Genomic DNA, 16,677 nt, shown 5'->3' with positions numbered 1-16,677 from the left:
GCAAAGGCGGACCAGCGTGGTATCTGGAGCATGCCTGAAGTTGCATACGAAGCTTGCTACATTATTTTGCTCCTGCAGTTAGAGGTCGAGGTCGAGGTCGGTGGTCGTTGCTGTTTATCTCGAGCTGTGCTCGCTCCAGTCAAGCTGCAGGTTCCACTATGCAAGCTCCACAAACACCCGGTTCGAAGTTTCTCCCTTTAGGCCGTGTTGACAAAAGGGATTCACGGGGCGCTCTGAACGTGATTCAAGCTGGTATCTGCGATGGAGACCAGCTTGGCACGAGACCTGATGTCGGACGATGAATGGGCGTTTCACGAACGCTTCATCCTGGCCGTCCGCGCACCGAACGGGCGCAAACCTATGAACCATCGTCTTGTTCTGGATGGGATTTTCTGGATAGCGCGCACAGGTTCTCCGTGGCGTGACCTGCCGGAGGAGTTCGGCAAGTGGTCGTCTGTCTACCGCCAGTTCCGGCGCTGGACCCTGGCTGGGCTGTGGGAAGGGATACTGGAGGCCTTGAACGAGAGCGGGGTGGTTCCTGCGGCCTTGCAGATGATCGACAGCACCGTGGTCCGCGCCCATCATCAGGCAGCGGGCGCTAAAGGGGGACTCCGCGACAAGGTTTTGGCCGTTCGCGAGGTGGCTTCACGACCAAGATCCACCTCCGCGTCAATGGCGCAGGCCTGCCCATGAGGTCGGACATCACGCCGGGCCAGACATCGGACTATCTGGGCTTCAACCTCATCATGGACGACAACCTGCCCGAGCCGAGCGTCCTGCTGGCAGATCGCGGCTATGACTCTGACAAGCTTCGAGAAACCATGGAGGGACGCAACGTCGTGCCAGTGATCCCCATGCGCAAGTCCCGCAAGCTGCGCGTGGCCGTGGACCGCACCCTCTATCGGCTGCGCAACCTCGTCGAGCGCTGTTTCAACAAGCTGAAGAACGCCCGCCGCGTCGCCACCCGCTACGACAAAACCGCAGAGAGCTTCTTGGGCTTCATCGACATCACCTCGATCCGCCTCTGGCTCCGCCATTTGTCAACATGACCTAGGTGCACCACTTTACACGAAAACAGTCATTTACACCTAAAAAGCGCAAAAGATCGCACGCAATCCCTGACATAGCAGCTCAGGGATGCTGCGGCCGCTTATTGCCCGAGGGCGGCGGCCTCTGCCTCTGCCTCAAGCGGAGCGCTGGCGCTGAAGCCATCGAGGAAGGTGTCGATCAGCGCCGTCGCCGTTTCCGACGCAGGCAGATAGGCCTCTTCGGTTCCCGCGATGACCGACAGCGCAACAGCCCAATCGGTGCCTTCCTGACACACCATGGCACGCTCTGCCCCGCCGGAAGCGAACTCCAGCGCGATCAGACGGCAGAGGCCAAGATCGGTCTGATAACTTGCCAGCACCCGCGCGCTGCCACCATCGGGTTGCGCGGCAGTGCCGCCGGTCGGTGTGGTCGCCAGCAGGCGGGCCGCATCGCGCGCGGGATCGGCGGTGGCTTGCAGGCCGGGGCCAAACCCCTGCCCGGCAAAAAAGCCGCCCAAGCCCACCGCCACCACCAGCGAGGCCGCCAGCGCCATTCCCGCCCGAACCGGACGGCGCGCGGGAAAAGCCACGACATTGGAGGTTGGCGCATCCAGAATGGCCTGCACCAAGGCGTCCGGCACCGGGCCGGGCGCATAGGCCTCCTGCACAAAGGCGCGGGTATCGGTGAACAGCGCATACCGCGCGGCCAGATCCGGGTTGGCCGCGATCCGCGCCAGAAGCTGCGTGCTCTGGGGTTCGGGCAGTTCACCATCGGCCAAAGCCATCAGCATCTCGTCGCTCTCCTCGCCACCCAGCCCGTCAACATCATGGTTCATCATGGCGTGTTTCCCCTTCTTGCCGCAGGCTCTTCGGTGCGGTTCAGTTCTGCAGCCAAGGCAAGGCGCGCCCGCGACAGGCGGCTCATCACCGTGCCCTCCGGGATGTCCAGCGCCGCCGCGACTTCGCGATAGCGGAGCCCGTCGACACAGACCAGCAGCAAGACGGCGCGCTGATCCTCTGGCAGACGGGCGATGGCGCGGCGCACTTCGGCCAGATGCAGGCGGTCTTCGCTTGTCCTGCGCCCATCCTCGCCCATCAGCTCTGCGCCCTCGGTCAGATCATCCAGCGGCATCGCCTCCTTGCGCGCCCGGACGGTATCAATCCAGGTGTTGCGCATGATGCGGAACAGCCAGGCATCCAGCCGGGTGCCCGGCTGAAAGCCCGCCAGATTGCGCAGGCCCTTTTCGCAGGTCTGTTGCACAAGGTCGTCTGCCGTATCGCGCGCCCGCGTCAGGCTGAGCGCGAAGCTGCGCAGACGCGGCAGCATCTCTATCATCTCTGCCCGAATGGCTTGTGACACTGGCCGTCCCCCGCATGGCTTCTGTCTATGCCAACGGCCAGACGGCCCGGTTTATTCCGCCGACGTGAATATTTTTTGATATACGGCGGGTCAGGAATAAATCAAGCGGACGACCGTTCTGTAGATCTGGGGCGGAATTGCGGAGGCATTGATGGCAGACCATGAAGAAACCAACCTGCGGCGGCGCGCGCTGCTACGGCGGATCGGCCTGGCCAGCGGGCTGGCCTATGTTGCGCCGGTGCTGACGACGCTTGGGGTGGCGCGGGCCTCTGGCGCTTCGGGCGGATCCGGCGGCGGCGGGCGGGGCGGCGGCTCGCGCCCGGTGGTGCGCCAGCAACGGCGTGTGGCAAAACCGCAGCCGCAGCGCGTACGGCGCGCGCCTCCGCCACCTGACCCGGAACTGGTGGTCCTGCTGCCCCCCGGCGCCACAGCCGAGGCGGTGACGCAGGCCGGGTATGATGTGCTCGCCAGCAGCCCGGTTGCGGGGGCCACCCTGCTGCGGCTGGCCCTGCCCTCGGGCGAGACGCCTGAAACCGCGCTCGCGCGCCTCGCAGGCAGCTTTCCGGGCGCGGTGGGCGACGAGAACCACCTTTATGCACCCGACGATTTTCTATGCGAAGCGGGCGATTGCGCCGCGCATGAGATGATCGGCTGGAGCGGCTGGCCCAGCGCCTATGCCCCGCGCATCGGCATGATCGACACCGGCATCAATACCGACCACGAGGCGCTGCGCGGGCAAAAGCTGACCGTGCATCAGGTGGATCTGGGCAAGCGCGATGCGGCAGGCCGCCAGCATGGCACCGCGATTGCTGCCCTGCTGCTGGGGCGGCTCGACAGCCGGACGCCGGGCCTGCTGCCCCATGCCGAGCTGGTCGCGGTCGAGGCCTTTCACAACCGGGGCGGGGCCGATCAGGCCGATGCCTTTTCGCTTGGTCAGGCGCTGGAGCGCATGGTTGCCGCAGGGGTGAGCGTGATCAACATGTCGTTCTCGGGGCCGGAGAACATCGTGCTGAAACGCCTGGTCGAACATGCGGCGGCGCAGGGCATCGGGCTTGTGGCGGCGGCGGGCAATGGTGGGCCGGGGGCCGGGCCTGCCTGGCCTGCGGCCTGGCCCGAGGTGATTGCGGTCACGGCGGTGGACGACGAACAGCGCAGTTACCGGCAGGCCAATCGCGGCCCCTATGTCACCCTGGCGGGGCCGGGGGTGAACCTCTGGACAGCCGCGTCGATCTCGGGCGGCAGGTTGCGCTCCGGCACCTCTTACGCCGCGCCCTTTGTCACCGCCGCCCTTGCGATAGAACAGATGCGCAACCCGGATGCGCCGGTGGCGGCGGTGGTGGCGGGCCTGATCGGCTGCGCCAAGGATCTGGGCGAGGCGGGCTTTGACGAGACCTTCGGGCACGGTCTTGTCACCGCCCCGAACCTCTGCACCGCAACCGTCGCCGGGGACGGGGCCAAAAATTATCTGACCAGCGGGGAATAAATCGGCGGGCTGTTCCGTTTCATCCACAGAGCCGGATCAAAAGACCGGCCAGAACGCAAACGGAAAGGACATCACATGACCGGAGAAAAGAAGGCTGATCCCACCCTGTCCCGCCGCGCCCTGCTGTTCAGGACCGGGCTCATCGCAGGCGCGGCTTATGTGGCCCCCGTGATGCTGGGCCTGAACGCGGCCCATGCCAGCGGCGCTTCGGGCGGCAAATCGGGCGGCGGCTCGCGCGGGGGACGGTCCGGCGCAGGGCGGGGGGGCCGGTCGGCGGCCTCGCGCGGTCGCCGGTCCGCAGCATCGCGCGGGCGTCGCTCTGCCGCGTCGCGCGGACGCCGCTCGGCCCCGTCGCGGGGCAAACGCTCGGTCGCTTCGCGCAGAAAATCCGCTTGGCGCATCCGGTTCGGCGGCTGACAATGGCGCGGCGTCTGTCAGCGCCGGGACGGGGGGCGGGCCTGCGCGGTGCCGCCCCGGTTCCGTTGCGGATCGGCTTTGCCGGGCTCAACCGCCAGATCCTGCTGCCGCCAGAGCTGCTGGAGCCGTTGCGCAGTTGCCTGACCGGCTGGCAAATCACCCCTGCCCCACAGCCGAACGCGGAGGTTCTGTGCCGGATCGAGCCAGAGCGCGGCGGGCTTTACCGCATCCGCTCGGTCTATTTCGAGACGCCGATGGAGGGGCTGCCCGCCGCCAGCGCGATCTGCGCCCTGCTGGCGGATGTCTCGCAAGCCTGGTGCGAAGCGGCCCCCCGCACGCTCGGGCTGCATTGCGGCGCGGCGCAGATCGGCGGGCGGCTGGTGGTGCTGACCGGGCTGGCCCGCTCTGGCAAAAGCACGATCTGTGCCCGGCTCTGCGCCGAACCGGGGGTAGAGCTGTTCTGTGACGATGTGCTGCCGCTGCGCAGTGACGGGCAGGCCACCGCCCTCGGCATTGCGCCACGGCTGCGCCTGCCGCTGCCTGCCCGCGTCGATCCCGGCTTTCGGCGCTTCGTGGCGGATCACCTGGGCCTCAGGGATGATCTCTATGGTTATCTGTCGGGGGCGCGGCGTGCCCCGCATGGCCAGCAGGCCCCGATTGCCGCATTGGTGCTGCTGGACCGGCGCGATGGGCAGGCGGCCCGGCTGCACCGGATGGACCCGGCCGAAGCCCTGCACAGGATGCTGGTGCAAACGATCACCGATCTGGACAGCGGGGCGGCAGCCTTCAGGACCGGCTTGCGCCTGACGCAAGGCTTGCCCGCGTTCCGCATGGTCTATTCCGATCTGGAAGAGGCCGTGGCCTTGCTGCTGTCTGCCTTTGGTGGCGCAGTCGCCCTGCCCCCCGGCCTCGACATCGGCCCCGAGATTGCCGCCCCGCCGCCCGAACCCGCAGGCCCGCCTGTCGATCCGACGCAGGTGTTCCGCCGTGCAGGCCGGGTGACACTGCGCCAGCATGGGGCGGATGCCTTCCTGTGGCGTCCGGGTGCGCCGATGCTCTACCGGCTCAACCCCGTCGCTGCTGCGGTCTGGACCCTGCTGGAACTGCCCGCAAGCAGCGCAGATCTGGCGGCAGCATTGGCCGAGTATTTCCCGGATGTGCCCGGCGCGGTGCTGCTGTCAGACATGCGTCATCTGCTGGGCGATCTGGCGCAGGAGGGGCTGGTGGCCAGACAGTGACGATCACCCGCTCAGCTGACCTTCAGCACGATCTTGCCGATATGATCCGAGGTTTCGATCCGGCGATGTGCCTCTGCCGCATCGGCCAGGGCAAATTCGCTGTCGATCACCGGGCGCAGCGCGCCGGTGGCCACCAGCGGCCAGACGTGTTTGCGCAAATGGCGGGCATAACGCGCCTTGGCGAAATCGCTTTGTGGCCGCAGGGTTGACCCGGTGATGGTCAGGCGACGGGTCATCACCTCGGCAAAGTTCATCTCGACCTTGGCACCTTGCAGAAAGGCGATCTGCACCAGCCGCCCGTCATCGGCCAGCGCTTTGACATTGCGGGGCAGATAGCTGCCGCCGACCATATCGAGAATCACGTCCGCGCCCCCTGCCGCGCGCAGGATCGCCACAAAATCCTCGTCACGGTAGTTGATGGCGCGCTCTGCCCCCAAGGCAACGCAGGCGGCGCATTTTTCGGGGCTGCCCGCCGTGGCAAAGACCCGTGCGCCCATCGCGCGGGCCAGTTGAATGGCCGTGGTGCCAATGCCCGAAGATCCGCCATGCACCAGAAACCGCTCGCCCGCCTGCAACCCGCCGCGCAACGAGATGTTGGACCAGACGGTGAAACAGGTTTCCGGCAGGCAGGCCGCCTCACGCAATGTCACCCCTTCGGGGATCGGCAGCGCATGATCTTCGTGGGTCAGCGCATATTCGGCATAGCCGCCACCGGGCAGCAGCGCCGTCACCGCATCGCCCAGTTGCCAGCGTGTCACCCCCGGCCCCACGGCGGCCACATGGCCCGATGCCTCCAGCCCCGGCAAGGGCGAGGCGGTGGGCGGTGGCGCGTAAAGCCCGGCCCGTTGCAGCGCATCCGGGCGGTTGACCCCGGCATAGGCGACCCGGATCAGGATCTGGCCATGCCCCGGCACCGGCACGGTCACTTCGGCGGGTTTCAGCACCTCGGGACCACCGGGGGCGGTGATTTCAATCGCTTGCATCATATGCGGAGGAGAGAGGGTCATATCAGGTCTTTCGCTTATTGCTCGTTCACGGTGCCGGGCAGATCCTCGGAGCGGCGTGGTGCGCGGATCTGCCCCATCAGCTTCAACGGCCCGGCCAGCAGTGCCTTTGACACGGGATTGTTGCCCAGCGCCGCTTTGAGTTTTTCAAACTGCATCACATCCCCGATGCGACGATCCAGAAAATCGCGGGTGTTCTCATGGCCGGGGCTGTCATCGCCCAACCAGAACAGCACCGTCGCCGAATAGACCGCCGACAGGGTGGCGCGTTTGGAATACCAGTTCAGATCCTGCGAGGTATCGCCCAAAGCAGTCCAGATCGCATCCGCCGTGCCCCAGACCGCCCGCGCGCCTTCGGCGGCATTTTGCGGCAGGGCAAAAAACGTCGTGCCGCGCCGAACCAGCTCCTTGTCCTCGACCAGATCCAGCCGCGCCATGACGGCGGCGGCAATCCGGTCGCGAAAGCGCAGGCTGCCAAGATCGGTTTGCGCCAGCTGTTCGGCCATGCGCCGGTCGCCACGCTGATGATAGGCCAGCGCTAGATCCAGCGCCCCGCGCGGGAACAGCGCAGCGGCAAGTGCGGAGTTGATCCCCGAATCGGTTAAGGCCGCTTTCATCGTCGTGGCCGACCAGCCATCGAAGGGCACATGGGCGATTGCAGCGGCCAATACCGCCTCGCGGCTGGCGTGCAGCGTGTTTTCGGCATCCATCAGGCGTCCTTTCCAGACAGAAGGTAGACAGGACCGCGCGGGTTTGATATGCGCGCCCTGCCTGCACATATAGTGCAACTCTAGCTTAGGAAGGTGGTGACAACCACATGCAGGTCAGCGTTCGTGACAATAACGTCGAACAGGCCCTTCGGGCCCTGAAGAAGAAGCTCCAGCGCGAAGGCGTGTTCCGCGAAATGAAGCTCAAGCAACATTTCGAGAAGCCGTCGGTCAAGAAAGCCCGTGAGCAAGCCGAAGCTGTCCGCCGTGCGCGCAAACTCGCGCGTAAAAAGGCGCAGCGTGAAGGCGGTCTTTAAGACGTGTCTGAAAGCTGGGCGGGGTTAAACCCGCCTGACAAGATCAACCCCCGTCCTCTGGCCGGGGGTTTTTCTTTTGCCGGCGCGATCGTCAGACCGACAGCGCGGTGGTTTTCACCACCATGCGCAGCGCGAAGCTGCTTTGCATCTGCGCCACGCCCGGCAGGCGGCTCAGATACTGGCGATGGATGCGGGCGAAATCCTCGGTATCCTGCGCCACGATTTTCAGCAGGTAATCGGCGCTGCCCGCCATCAGGTGACATTCCAGAATGTCAGGGATGCGGGCCACTTCGCGTTCAAACGCATCCAGAAGGTCATCCGCCTGCCCCTGAAGCGTGATCTCCACAAACACCGTGGTAGGGCGGCCCAGCCGACGCGGATCCAAAAGCGCGACATAGGCGGCGATATACCCCTCCTCTTCCAGCCGCTGCACACGGCGGTGACAGGCGCTTGCCGACAGGTTCACCGTGTCCGACAATTCGGCATTGGTGATCCGGCCATTCTTCTGCAAGACGTTGAGGATGCGGCGGTCTGTTGCGTCAAGATCCATACTGGTGGCGATTTCTTCGATGAATGTGGCAAAACTTTAGAAAATCTATCACCGACCGCCCCCGCTCCGCCACAGAAATCAAAGTTTTTCCATCGATTCTGGATCAGGCTGAGCGAACAAGCCGCGCAGGAAGCAGCGGTGTTTTGGGAGGAATAACCATGAAAATCGGCTGTCCGAAAGAAATCAAACCGCAGGAGTTTCGCGTTGGGATGACCCCCAACGCGGTAAAAGAAGCGGTGGCGCAGGGCCATCAGGTCGTGGTGGAAACGCAGGCCGGGATCGGCGCGGGCTTCACCGATGCCGATTATGAGGCGGCAGGCGCAGTGATCCTCGGCACAGCGGATGAGGTCTTTGCCCAGGCCGAAATGATCGTAAAAGTCAAAGAACCGCAGCCGGTGGAGCGTAAACGTCTGCGCGAAGGACAGATTTTGTTCACCTACCTGCACCTCGCCCCGGACCCGGAACAGACGCGCGACCTGCTCGACAGCGGGGTGACAGCGATTGCCTATGAAACCGTGACCGATGATCGCGGCGGCTTGCCGCTTCTGGCGCCGATGTCCGAAGTGGCCGGGCGGCTGGCGCCGCAGGTCGGCGCTTGGACGCTGCAAAAAGCCAATGGCGGGCGCGGTGTGCTGTTGGGCGGTGTACCCGGTGTGGCCCCGGCGCGTGTGCTGGTGATCGGCGGCGGGGTGGTGGGCACCCATGCGGCCCGCGTTGCCGCAGGCATGGGCGCGGATGTGACGGTGATTGACCGCTCGGTGAACCGGCTGCGCTATCTGGATGATGTGTTCGGGCGCGAGTTCAAGAACGCCTATGCCAGCGCGGGCAATACGATTGACCTCGCGCGCGAAGCCGACATGATCATCGGCGCCGTCCTGATCCCCGGCGCGGCGGCCCCCAAGCTGATCAGCCGTGCGCAGCTGGCAGAGCTGAAACCGGGGGCGGCTCTGGTGGATGTGGCGATTGACCAGGGCGGTTGTTTTGAAACATCCCACGCCACCACCCATCAGGATCCGGTCTATGAAATTGACGGAATCATGCATTACTGCGTGGCGAACATGCCCGGCGCGGTTGCGCGCACCTCGACGCTTGCGCTCGGCAATGCCACTCTGCCCTTCCTGCTGGCGCTGGCCGGCAAAGGCTGGAAACGCGCCTGCGCCGAGGACCGTCACCTGCTGGCCGGGCTGAACACCCATGCGGGCAAACTGACCTATGCGGCGGTTGGCGCGGCCTTGGGCCTGCCATCCATCCCGGCGGCTGACGCGCTGAACCTGTAACGCCGAACGAAAAAGGCCCCCCGGATCGGGGGGCCTTTGCCGAAGCCTATCCGCTTATTTCTTCAGCGAATCGCGAATTTCCATCAGGATCTGCAATTCAGTCGGCCCTGCCGGAGCCGCTGCGGCCTCGGCCGCTTCCTTGCGGGCGGTCGCCTCTTTCAGCTTGTTCACCGCCTTGACCAGGAGGAACACCACCCAGGCGATGATCAGGAAGTTGATGACGGCGGTGATGAAGGCCCCGTAGGCAAAGACCGGCGCGCCCGCGTCTTTTGCCGCCGCCAGCGACGTATAGGTGGTCGGGTCCGAATAGTTGAGGTTGACGAACAGGTTGGAGAAATCAACACCACCCGTGATCAGGCCGATGATCGGGTTGATCAGATCGGCCACAAGCGAATTGACGATGGCGGTGAAAGCGGCACCGATGATGATACCAACGGCAAGGTCAACGACATTACCCTTGGCGATGAAGGCCTTGAACTCATTCAACATTCTGCATTTCCTTTTCTGACCCTTCGCCCGACGGCCACCTGTTGTCAGTGGCCTTTCCGGCTTATGCGCACATATGCGGGCGAAATATTGCACAGGTGAAGAGCTTTTGTGATGGGGAATTCGTGCTTAGCTGCATCAGACAGATGCCAAAAAGGATCCACCATGACCGATCTTGCCCAATTTCCGATCACGCACCGCTGGCCACCCAGGACCGCAGACGCGATCCAGCTCTATTCCCTGCCGACGCCGAATGGCGTCAAGATCTCCATCGCGCTGGAGGAAATGGGCCTCGCCTATGACGCACATCTGGTGGATTTCTCTACGAACGATCAGATGAGCAAGGAATTCCTGAGTCTGAATCCGAACAACAAGATCCCCGCGATCCTTGATCCGCAGGGGCCGGACGGCACGCCGCTGGCGCTGTTTGAAAGCGGTGCGATTCTGATTTATCTGGCGGAAAAATCAGGGAAGCTTCTGCCGGATGCGCAGCGCTATCATGTGCTGCAATGGCTGATGTTCCAGATGGGCGGTCTGGGGCCGATGTTTGGCCAGCTTGGCTTTTTCCATCATTTTGCCGGAAAAGACATCGAAGACCCCCGCCCGAAGGAACGCTATCGCAGCGAGGCGGCCCGGCTGCTGCGGGTGCTGGACACCGCACTGGAAGGGCGTGACTGGATCGCTGGTGACTATTCCATCGCCGACATTGCGATTGCGCCCTGGCTGAATACGCTGCTGAATTTCTACAAGGCGGCAGAAACTGCAGGCTGGGCGGATCTGAAGAACGTGCCCGCCTATCTGGACCGCTTTCTTGCCCGTCCGGCGGTGCAGCGCGGCCTGAAAATTCCGGCGCGCGGCTGACACTTTGCATTCGTGGCCCGCATCTGGCATATGCGGGCCACCCCCGAGCGAGGCCCCAGATGCTTGACGATGCCGATGAAATCCACCCGTTGTTCCACGGCGCGCCCAGCACGACCGAGTTCAAGAAACTGCGCAAACGGATCGTGCGTGAAGTGCGCGAGGCGATTGATCATTATGGCATGATCCAGCCCGGCACGCGCTGGCTTGTCTGCCTGTCGGGCGGCAAGGACAGCTATACCCTGCTGGCAGTGTTGCACGAGCTGAAATGGCGCGGCCTGCTGCCCGTCGATCTTCTGGCCTGCAATCTGGATCAGGGCCAGCCCAATTTTCCCGCCACTGTGCTGCCCGAGTTTCTGGCGCGGATGGGGGTGCAACATCGCATCGAATACCAGGACACCTATTCCGTGGTGATGGACAAGATCCAGCCCGGCAAGACGATGTGTAGCCTGTGTTCGCGGCTGCGGCGCGGCAATCTGTATCGCATCGCCCGCGAAGAGGGCTGTTCTGCCGTGGTGCTGGGCCACCACCGCGATGACATGCTTGAGACGTTTTTCATGAACCTGTTCCACGGGGGACGGCTGGCAACCATGCCCCCCAAGCTGGTGAACGAAGAGGGCGATCTGTTCGTGTATCGCCCGCTGGCCTTCGTGGCCGAAGCCGATTGCGAAAAATTCGCCAAGGCCTTGAATTACCCGATCATTCCTTGTGACCTTTGCGGGTCGCAGGAAGGGTTGCAGCGGCAGCAGGTCAAGCAGTTGCTGGACAGCTGGGAGGCGCGCAGCCCAGGGCGGCGGCAGGTGATGTTCCGCGCGCTGATGAATGTGCGCCCGTCGCATCTGCTTGATCCTGCGGTGTTTGATTTTCTGGGGCTGGCGACGGAAGCCAAATCATTTGCCGAAAATCCTCCGCAACTTCGGGATGCAAATTAACGAAACCGACAACCTGATTCTTCTACCCTGCGCTGCATCGGGGCCCTGTGGCCCCATCGCAGGATCGGGGGATCACGGATGCAGCAGCGCATCGGCTCGGCAATCTGGCACAGGGTGCGGCATGCGGCAGACTGGCTGCGCCGACCGGAACTGATGGTATTCTTACCCGCGCTCACCCTGTCGGCCTTCTGGCTCGGGGGTGAAAGGGTGTTGTTGATGGTGGCGCTGGGGGCGCCGCTCCTCTTCCTGCTCGCCGGGGCCTTCCGGTTTCACGATGTGCCGCTGACCCCTTTGCCGGACGGGCTGCATGGGCTGGCGCTGCGCCCGCATGTGATTGCAGCGATGGACCGGGCGTTTCAGCAGCAGGCGGTGACGGGGCGCAACACCGGCTGTCTGGTGCTCCAGTTCGACGCGCCGGACCTGTTGATGGACCGCCATGGCCGCGCAGCGCAGACCGAGGTTCTGGCCAGCAGCGCCGAACGCATCTGTGCCGCCCTGCGCGAGGGCGACAGCGTGGCGCGGCTGGAGGGCGGCGGCTTTGCCATCGCGCTGGCACCGCAACGGCGGCTGGATCTGGAAACCATGGTGCAGCTGGCCGCGCGCCTGCAAGCCGCCATTGCCCCGCCGATCAGTCTCGGCGCTGCGCGGATTTATGTCAGCTGTTCCATCGGCTTTTGTCTGGGGACTGCCGCGCCGGAGGCAACGGGGCGGGGCGTGCTTGAGGCGGCGCAGGTCGCGGCGGATGATGCACTCCGCAACGGCCCCGGTGCGATCCGCGCCTTTTCGGCCGATATGCCGCGGAGACGCGCCGACCGCGATGCCCTGCGCGCGGTTCTGGAACAGGCACTGGACGAAGGCCAGATCCGCGCGCATTTCCAGCCGCAGATCTCGACCGATACCGGCGCCCTGTCCGGCTTCGAGGCACTGGCGCGCTGGCACCACCCGGAGCGGGGCATCCTGCCTCCGGCAGAGTTTCTGGCCATGCTCGACGAGGCGGGGCTGTCAGAACGGCTGAGCGAGGTGATGCTGTATCAGGCGCTTTCGGCGCTGACGCGCTGGGACAAGGCAGGGCTCACTATTCCCATGGTCGGCGTGAATTTTTCGGCGGCGGAGTTGCGCAACCCGATGCTGGCGCAAAAGCTGCAATGGGAGCTGGACCGATTTGATCTGGCACCACAGCGCCTGTCGGTCGAGATTCTGGAAACGGTGATGGCGGACACCGACAGCGACATGATCGTCCGCAATATCGCGGCACTGGCCCAGCTTGGCTGCGGCATCGACCTGGATGATTTTGGCACCGGCCATGCCTCGATCACCAATATCCGCCGCTTTACCGTGCGGCGGTTGAAGATCGACCGCAGCTTTGTCACCCGCGTCGATGAGGATCGTGACCAGCAGAAGATGGTCGCGGCCATCCTGTCGCTGGCGGAACAACTGGGGCTGGAGACCCTTGCCGAAGGTGTGGAGACCCCGGGCGAACACGCGATGCTGGCGCAATTGGGCTGCGGCCATGTGCAGGGTTTTGGAATCGGGCGACCGATGCCCTTTGAACAGACAGCAGACTGGATCGCACAGTATCGCAGCAGGCATGTTCCGCCGCCCCGCATTGGGCACCGCGCCCGTTAGGGGATGCGGAATCCGCGCCACCTGCGGCCCGGTCACAGTGGCGTGCTTCAAATTGAAGGCGTGGACGCGAAAAAACCATGCGCGCCCCGCCCGCGCCGCGCCCGTCAGGGGAAAACCGCTTGACCTTTCCTCCCCCCTTCTGTTGAACCACGCCAGACCCGCAATGGGCAAAAGCCTTTACAGGATGGTGGGGATCCCACATGGACAGTCAGAACAAGAACCTCATTCTTGCGACCGCGCTCAGTTTCCTCGTGATCCTGGTCTGGTTCGTGCTTTTCCCGCCGGAAGAGCCGGTCGTAGATCCGAACTCCCCCGCCGTCGTCGCGACGACGCAGGCCCCGGCCGCCGAAGTGGCCGCCCCTACGCAGGCCGAAGTGGTGGCCGTGCCGCAGGCCCCGCGCCTGACGATCGACACGCCGCGCCTGAAAGGCTCTGTCTCGCTGCTTGGCGGCCGGATCGACGATCTGTCGCTGAAAGGCTACCGCGTCTCGCAGGCCGATGATGCGGAAATCGTGCGCCTGCTGACCCCGGTGGGCGAGCCGAATGCCTATTACGCGCTGTATGGCTGGGTTCCCGGCGGCGCACTGGAGTTTGCCGATGTGCCGGGGGCGACCACAGAATGGTCTCTGGCATCGGGCGGCACGCTGGCCCCCGGACAACCGGTTGTTCTGCAATGGCAAAACAGCAAGGGCCTGACCTTCACCCGCACCCTGGCCGTGGACGATTATTATATGTTCACCGTCACCGATGCGGTGCAGAACACCGGCACGACCGAGGTTGCGCTGCAACCCTACGGCGTCGTTGCCCGCCATGGCAAACCGGCGGATCTGCAAAACTTCTTCGTGCTGCACGAAGGCGTGGTGGGCCGCACCGACGGCAAGCTTGCCGAAGTCGATTACGATGACGTGGCCGAACTGCCGGTGGTGGACCGTGAAGGCGCGCAGGCCGAGGTGATCGAGGCCACGACCGATGGCTGGATCGGCTTTACCGATAAATACTGGATGACCACGCTGATCCCCGATCAGGGCAAGCCGTTCACCGCTGTCACCAAATACAATGCCTCGGCCAATATCTATCAGACCGAGACCCGCCAGCCGGTGATGACAGTGGCCCCCGGTGCCAGCGCCGAGGTCAGCTCGCGCCTCTTCGCCGGTGCGAAGGAATGGGAAACCATCCGCCGCTATCAGAACGAGGATGGCATTGCCGGTTTCATCGATTCGATTGACTGGGGCTGGTTCTTCTTCCTGACCAAGCCGATTTTCGCCCTGCTGCACTGGCTGAACGCGCAGATCGGCAATATGGGTCTGGCCATTATCGCCCTGACTTTCGTGCTGAAGCTGCTGGTGCTGCCGCTGGCCTACAAATCCTATGTCTCCATGGCGCGGATGAAAGAGCTTCAGCCGGAAATGGAAGCGCTGAAAGAGCGCGCGGGCGACGACAAGGCAAAGCTGCAAAAGGAAATGATGCAGCTTTACAAGGAAAAGAAGGTCAATCCGGCGGCGGGCTGTCTGCCCATCCTGATCCAGATCCCGATCTTCTTCTCGCTCTACAAGGTGATCTTCGTCACGCTGGAACTGCGCCACGCGCCGTTCTTCGGCTGGCTGACCGACCTTTCGGCCCCTGACACCTCGTCGCTCTACAACCTGTTCGGGCTGCTGCCCTGGGCCGCGCCCATGCCGGGCAGCTTCCTCGCGCTGGCCTTCATCGGTATCCTGCCGATTCTGCTGGGTATTTCGATGTGGCTGCAACAGAAACTGAACCCGGCACCCGCCGATCCGGCACAGGCGATGATCTTTGCCTGGATGCCCTGGGTGTTCATGTTCATGCTGGGTGGGTTTGCGTCGGGTCTGGTGCTCTACTGGATCACCAACAACACGATCACCTTCATGCAGCAATACACGATCATGCGCAGCCATGGACACAAGCCGGATCTGTTCGGCAATATCAGGGCCAGCTTCCGCAAGAAGCCAGTGCCAGAGGTGAAGGGCAAAAAATGACGGTGCGGCTTGCACATATCTGCCGCCACCCGATCAAGAGCCACGGACGCGAAGACCTCGCGTCCGTTCGGCTTTTGGCGGGTGAGGGGCTGCCGTGGGATCGGCACTGGGCTGTCGCCCATGAGGCGGCAAAGCTGGTCGAGGGCTGGAACCCCTGCGTCAACTTCGCGCGCGGCTCCAAGGCCCCGGCCCTGATGGCGATCAGCGCCGAATTGAACGAGGCGACAGCCGAGGTGACATTGCGCCATCCCGACCGGGCAGACCTGACCTTCCGCCCCGATGCGCCAGAGGATCTGCCGGGCTTTCTGGACTGGGTGCGCGGGTTGAACCCCGAAGGCCGCGCCATGCCGGAACGCATCGTCAGCGCCGGGCGCATCATGTCGGATACCGATTACGCCTCGGTCTCGATCCTCAATCTGGCCTCGGGCCGGGCGCTGTCGCAGAGCATGGGCACCGAGCTGTCGCCCTATCGCTGGCGCGGCAACCTCTGGGTCGAGGGCTGGGAGCCCTGGGCCGAATGGGATCTGGTCGGGCGGCAACTGCGCATCGGCTCGGCCCTGCTGGAAGTGCGCGAACGGATCGAGCGCTGCAATGCCACCAAGGCCGATCCCGAAACCGGCCAGATCAACGCCGATACGCTGGGCGGTTTGCGCGCAGCCTATGGGCATCAGGATTTTGGCGTCTATGCCGTGGTGATCGAAGGCGGAGAGATTGCGCTGGGTCAACCGATCGAGGTGATTGCATGACATCCCTGCCCTTCCCCCTTGTTGCCGAACCGGACGAATTTGCGCGCGAACGCGGGCGTCTTCTGTTTGCAGGCCCGGTCGATTTCGTCAAAGGCGTTGTGGCGATGCCCGGCCTGCCCCCCGCTGACCGGATCGAAGTGTGCTTCGCCGGGCGCTCCAACGTCGGCAAATCCAGCCTGATCAATGCGCTGACCGGGCGCAAAAGCCTGGCCCGCGCCTCGAACACGCCGGGCCGCACGCAGGAGATCAACTATTTCGCGCTGGGGGATCAGCGTTACATGGTCGACCTTCCGGGCTATGGCTATGCCGAGGCCCCGCTGGCCACGGTGAAGAAATGGCAGGCCTTGCTGCGTGCCTATCTGTCGGGGCGTCAGACGCTGCGCCGGGCGTTTGTGCTGATCGACACCCGCCATGGCGTCAAGGCGGTGGATGAAGAGATCCTGACGCTCCTGGACCGCACGGCGGTCACCTTTCAGGTGGTGATGACCAAGGCCGACAAGGTCAGCAAGGCCGAGCGGGATGCCAATATCGCCCAGGTGCAGGGCGCGCTGGGCAAACACCCCGCCGCCTATCCCGAAATCGTAGTGACGAGTTCGGAAAAGGGTGACGGTATTGAAACGCTGCGCGCCATCGTGGCCGGGCTGGAATAAA

Annotated in this window: 18 protein-coding genes; 12 read left to right on the top strand and 6 right to left on the bottom strand. The window is 64.1% G+C overall.

What is annotated here, in order from left to right:
• Nucleotides 1-261: 261 nt before the first annotated feature.
• Nucleotides 262-1,049 (top strand): IS5 family transposase gene (locus KM031_RS12380; protein ID WP_260691898.1). Its coding sequence is split into 2 segments (ribosomal slippage): nucleotides 262-601 and nucleotides 601-1,049, totalling 789 coding nucleotides; the frame shifts between segments, so codons are not numbered across the junction.
• A gap of 101 nt (nucleotides 1,050-1,150) precedes the next feature.
• On the opposite strand, the gene KM031_RS12375 is transcribed toward KM031_RS12380, so the two are convergent.
• Nucleotides 1,151-1,867 carry an anti-sigma factor family protein gene (locus KM031_RS12375; protein WP_215504611.1) on the bottom strand — a complete coding sequence of 239 codons (717 nt, stop codon included), beginning with the start codon at nucleotides 1,865-1,867 and terminating at the stop codon, nucleotides 1,151-1,153.
• Complete coding sequence (locus tag KM031_RS12370; protein ID WP_215504993.1) at nucleotides 1,864-2,364, bottom strand: RNA polymerase sigma factor; 501 nt, start codon at nucleotides 2,362-2,364, stop codon at nucleotides 1,864-1,866. The genes KM031_RS12375 and KM031_RS12370 overlap by 4 nt, the downstream gene beginning before the upstream one ends.
• Nucleotides 2,365-2,539: 175 nt before the next feature.
• Here KM031_RS12370 and KM031_RS12365 point away from each other — a divergent pair, with 175 nt between their 5' ends.
• The 3 genes from KM031_RS12365 to KM031_RS12355 all read left to right on the top strand — a co-directional run bounded on the left by KM031_RS12365 (nucleotide 2,540) and on the right by KM031_RS12355 (nucleotide 5,526).
• Nucleotides 2,540-3,871 carry a S8 family serine peptidase gene (locus tag KM031_RS12365; RefSeq protein WP_215504612.1) on the top strand — a complete coding sequence of 444 codons (1,332 nt, stop codon included), beginning with the start codon at nucleotides 2,540-2,542 and terminating at the stop codon, nucleotides 3,869-3,871.
• A 75-nt stretch (nucleotides 3,872-3,946) separates the two neighbouring features.
• Nucleotides 3,947-4,288 carry a hypothetical protein gene (locus tag KM031_RS12360; RefSeq protein WP_215504613.1) on the top strand — a complete coding sequence of 114 codons (342 nt, stop codon included), beginning with the start codon at nucleotides 3,947-3,949 and terminating at the stop codon, nucleotides 4,286-4,288.
• Complete coding sequence (locus KM031_RS12355) at nucleotides 4,264-5,526, top strand: PqqD family protein (protein WP_215504614.1); 1,263 nt, start codon at nucleotides 4,264-4,266, stop codon at nucleotides 5,524-5,526. Before KM031_RS12360 ends, KM031_RS12355 begins: the two co-directional genes overlap by 25 nt.
• An 11-nt stretch (nucleotides 5,527-5,537) precedes the next feature.
• On the opposite strand, the gene KM031_RS12350 is transcribed toward KM031_RS12355, so the two are convergent.
• Together KM031_RS12350 and KM031_RS12345 are read right to left on the bottom strand one after the other, a co-directional pair.
• A complete protein-coding gene (locus tag KM031_RS12350; RefSeq protein WP_215504615.1) occupies nucleotides 5,538-6,533 on the bottom strand; it encodes an NAD(P)H-quinone oxidoreductase in 996 nt (331 codons plus the stop codon).
• 14 nt (nucleotides 6,534-6,547) lie between these two features.
• Nucleotides 6,548-7,240: a COQ9 family protein gene (locus KM031_RS12345; protein WP_215504616.1), complete on the bottom strand. Its 693-nt coding sequence runs from the start codon at nucleotides 7,238-7,240 to the stop codon at nucleotides 6,548-6,550.
• Between the two features lie 107 nt (nucleotides 7,241-7,347).
• Between KM031_RS12345 and rpsU the strand changes: the two genes are divergently transcribed.
• Nucleotides 7,348-7,554, top strand: coding sequence for a 30S ribosomal protein S21 (gene rpsU, locus KM031_RS12340; protein WP_091302652.1), 207 nt, complete (start codon nucleotides 7,348-7,350; stop codon nucleotides 7,552-7,554).
• 91 nt (nucleotides 7,555-7,645) lie between these two features.
• Here the strand turns inward: rpsU and KM031_RS12335 are convergent, their stop codons facing one another.
• The gene (locus KM031_RS12335; RefSeq protein WP_215504617.1) at nucleotides 7,646-8,104 is read right to left on the bottom strand and encodes an Lrp/AsnC family transcriptional regulator; all 459 of its coding nucleotides are present in this window, start codon (nucleotides 8,102-8,104) and stop codon (nucleotides 7,646-7,648) included.
• A 158-nt stretch (nucleotides 8,105-8,262) separates the two neighbouring features.
• Between KM031_RS12335 and ald the strand changes: the two genes are divergently transcribed.
• Nucleotides 8,263-9,381, top strand: coding sequence for an alanine dehydrogenase (gene ald / locus KM031_RS12330; protein ID WP_215504618.1), 1,119 nt, complete (start codon nucleotides 8,263-8,265; stop codon nucleotides 9,379-9,381).
• Nucleotides 9,382-9,435: 54 nt separating this feature from the next.
• Here the strand turns inward: ald and mscL are convergent, their stop codons facing one another.
• Entirely contained in the window at nucleotides 9,436-9,870 is a 435-nt protein-coding gene (mscL, locus tag KM031_RS12325; protein ID WP_215504619.1) for a large conductance mechanosensitive channel protein MscL, read from the bottom strand.
• A gap of 162 nt (nucleotides 9,871-10,032) precedes the next feature.
• Between mscL and KM031_RS12320 the strand changes: the two genes are divergently transcribed.
• The 6 genes from KM031_RS12320 (at nucleotide 10,033) to yihA (ending at nucleotide 16,676) form a co-directional block, all read left to right on the top strand.
• A complete protein-coding gene (locus KM031_RS12320) occupies nucleotides 10,033-10,728 on the top strand; it encodes a glutathione binding-like protein (protein WP_215504620.1) in 696 nt (231 codons plus the stop codon).
• A gap of 59 nt (nucleotides 10,729-10,787) precedes the next feature.
• Entirely contained in the window at nucleotides 10,788-11,657 is an 870-nt protein-coding gene (gene ttcA, locus KM031_RS12315; protein WP_215504621.1) for a tRNA 2-thiocytidine(32) synthetase TtcA, read from the top strand.
• Nucleotides 11,658-11,735: 78 nt separating this feature from the next.
• A complete protein-coding gene (locus KM031_RS12310) occupies nucleotides 11,736-13,283 on the top strand; it encodes a putative bifunctional diguanylate cyclase/phosphodiesterase (protein ID WP_215504622.1) in 1,548 nt (515 codons plus the stop codon).
• 200 nt (nucleotides 13,284-13,483) lie between these two features.
• On the top strand, nucleotides 13,484-15,280 hold the full coding sequence (gene yidC / locus KM031_RS12305; protein WP_215504623.1) for a membrane protein insertase YidC: 1,797 nt from the start codon (nucleotides 13,484-13,486) through the stop codon (nucleotides 15,278-15,280).
• Nucleotides 15,277-16,026, top strand: a complete 750-nt coding sequence (locus KM031_RS12300) for an MOSC domain-containing protein (protein ID WP_215504624.1) — start codon at nucleotides 15,277-15,279, stop codon at nucleotides 16,024-16,026. Before yidC ends, KM031_RS12300 begins: the two co-directional genes overlap by 4 nt.
• Nucleotides 16,023-16,676: a ribosome biogenesis GTP-binding protein YihA/YsxC gene (yihA, locus tag KM031_RS12295; RefSeq protein ID WP_215504625.1), complete on the top strand. Its 654-nt coding sequence runs from the start codon at nucleotides 16,023-16,025 to the stop codon at nucleotides 16,674-16,676. The genes KM031_RS12300 and yihA overlap by 4 nt, the downstream gene beginning before the upstream one ends.
• The last annotated feature ends 1 nt before the right edge of the window (nucleotide 16,677 follow it).

This window comes from Gemmobacter fulvus, from assembly GCF_018798885.1.
Classification (GTDB): domain Bacteria; phylum Pseudomonadota; class Alphaproteobacteria; order Rhodobacterales; family Rhodobacteraceae; genus Gemmobacter; species Gemmobacter fulvus.
This window is presented reverse-complemented; position numbering and strand designations above follow the sequence as displayed.

Excerpts from the sequence above, each read along its gene's own strand:
- rpsU (WP_091302652.1), top strand. The coding sequence starts at position 7,348 with ATGCAGGTCAGCGTTCGTGACAATAACGTCGAACAGGCCCTTCGGGCC.
- mscL (WP_215504619.1), bottom strand. The coding sequence starts at position 9,870 with ATGTTGAATGAGTTCAAGGCCTTCATCGCCAAGGGTAATGTCGTTGAC.
- yidC (WP_215504623.1), top strand. The coding sequence starts at position 13,484 with ATGGACAGTCAGAACAAGAACCTCATTCTTGCGACCGCGCTCAGTTTC.
- KM031_RS12310 (WP_215504622.1), top strand. The coding sequence starts at position 11,736 with ATGCAGCAGCGCATCGGCTCGGCAATCTGGCACAGGGTGCGGCATGCG.
- ald (WP_215504618.1), top strand. The coding sequence starts at position 8,263 with ATGAAAATCGGCTGTCCGAAAGAAATCAAACCGCAGGAGTTTCGCGTT.
- KM031_RS12370 (WP_215504993.1), bottom strand. The coding sequence starts at position 2,364 with ATGATAGAGATGCTGCCGCGTCTGCGCAGCTTCGCGCTCAGCCTGACG.
- KM031_RS12300 (WP_215504624.1), top strand. The coding sequence starts at position 15,277 with ATGACGGTGCGGCTTGCACATATCTGCCGCCACCCGATCAAGAGCCAC.
- yihA (WP_215504625.1), top strand. The coding sequence starts at position 16,023 with ATGACATCCCTGCCCTTCCCCCTTGTTGCCGAACCGGACGAATTTGCG.
- KM031_RS12360 (WP_215504613.1), top strand. The coding sequence starts at position 3,947 with ATGACCGGAGAAAAGAAGGCTGATCCCACCCTGTCCCGCCGCGCCCTG.
- KM031_RS12345 (WP_215504616.1), bottom strand. The coding sequence starts at position 7,240 with ATGGATGCCGAAAACACGCTGCACGCCAGCCGCGAGGCGGTATTGGCC.
- ttcA (WP_215504621.1), top strand. The coding sequence starts at position 10,788 with ATGCTTGACGATGCCGATGAAATCCACCCGTTGTTCCACGGCGCGCCC.
- KM031_RS12365 (WP_215504612.1), top strand. The coding sequence starts at position 2,540 with ATGGCAGACCATGAAGAAACCAACCTGCGGCGGCGCGCGCTGCTACGG.
- KM031_RS12350 (WP_215504615.1), bottom strand. The coding sequence starts at position 6,533 with ATGACCCTCTCTCCTCCGCATATGATGCAAGCGATTGAAATCACCGCC.
- KM031_RS12375 (WP_215504611.1), bottom strand. The coding sequence starts at position 1,867 with ATGATGAACCATGATGTTGACGGGCTGGGTGGCGAGGAGAGCGACGAG.
- KM031_RS12335 (WP_215504617.1), bottom strand. The coding sequence starts at position 8,104 with ATGGATCTTGACGCAACAGACCGCCGCATCCTCAACGTCTTGCAGAAG.
- KM031_RS12320 (WP_215504620.1), top strand. The coding sequence starts at position 10,033 with ATGACCGATCTTGCCCAATTTCCGATCACGCACCGCTGGCCACCCAGG.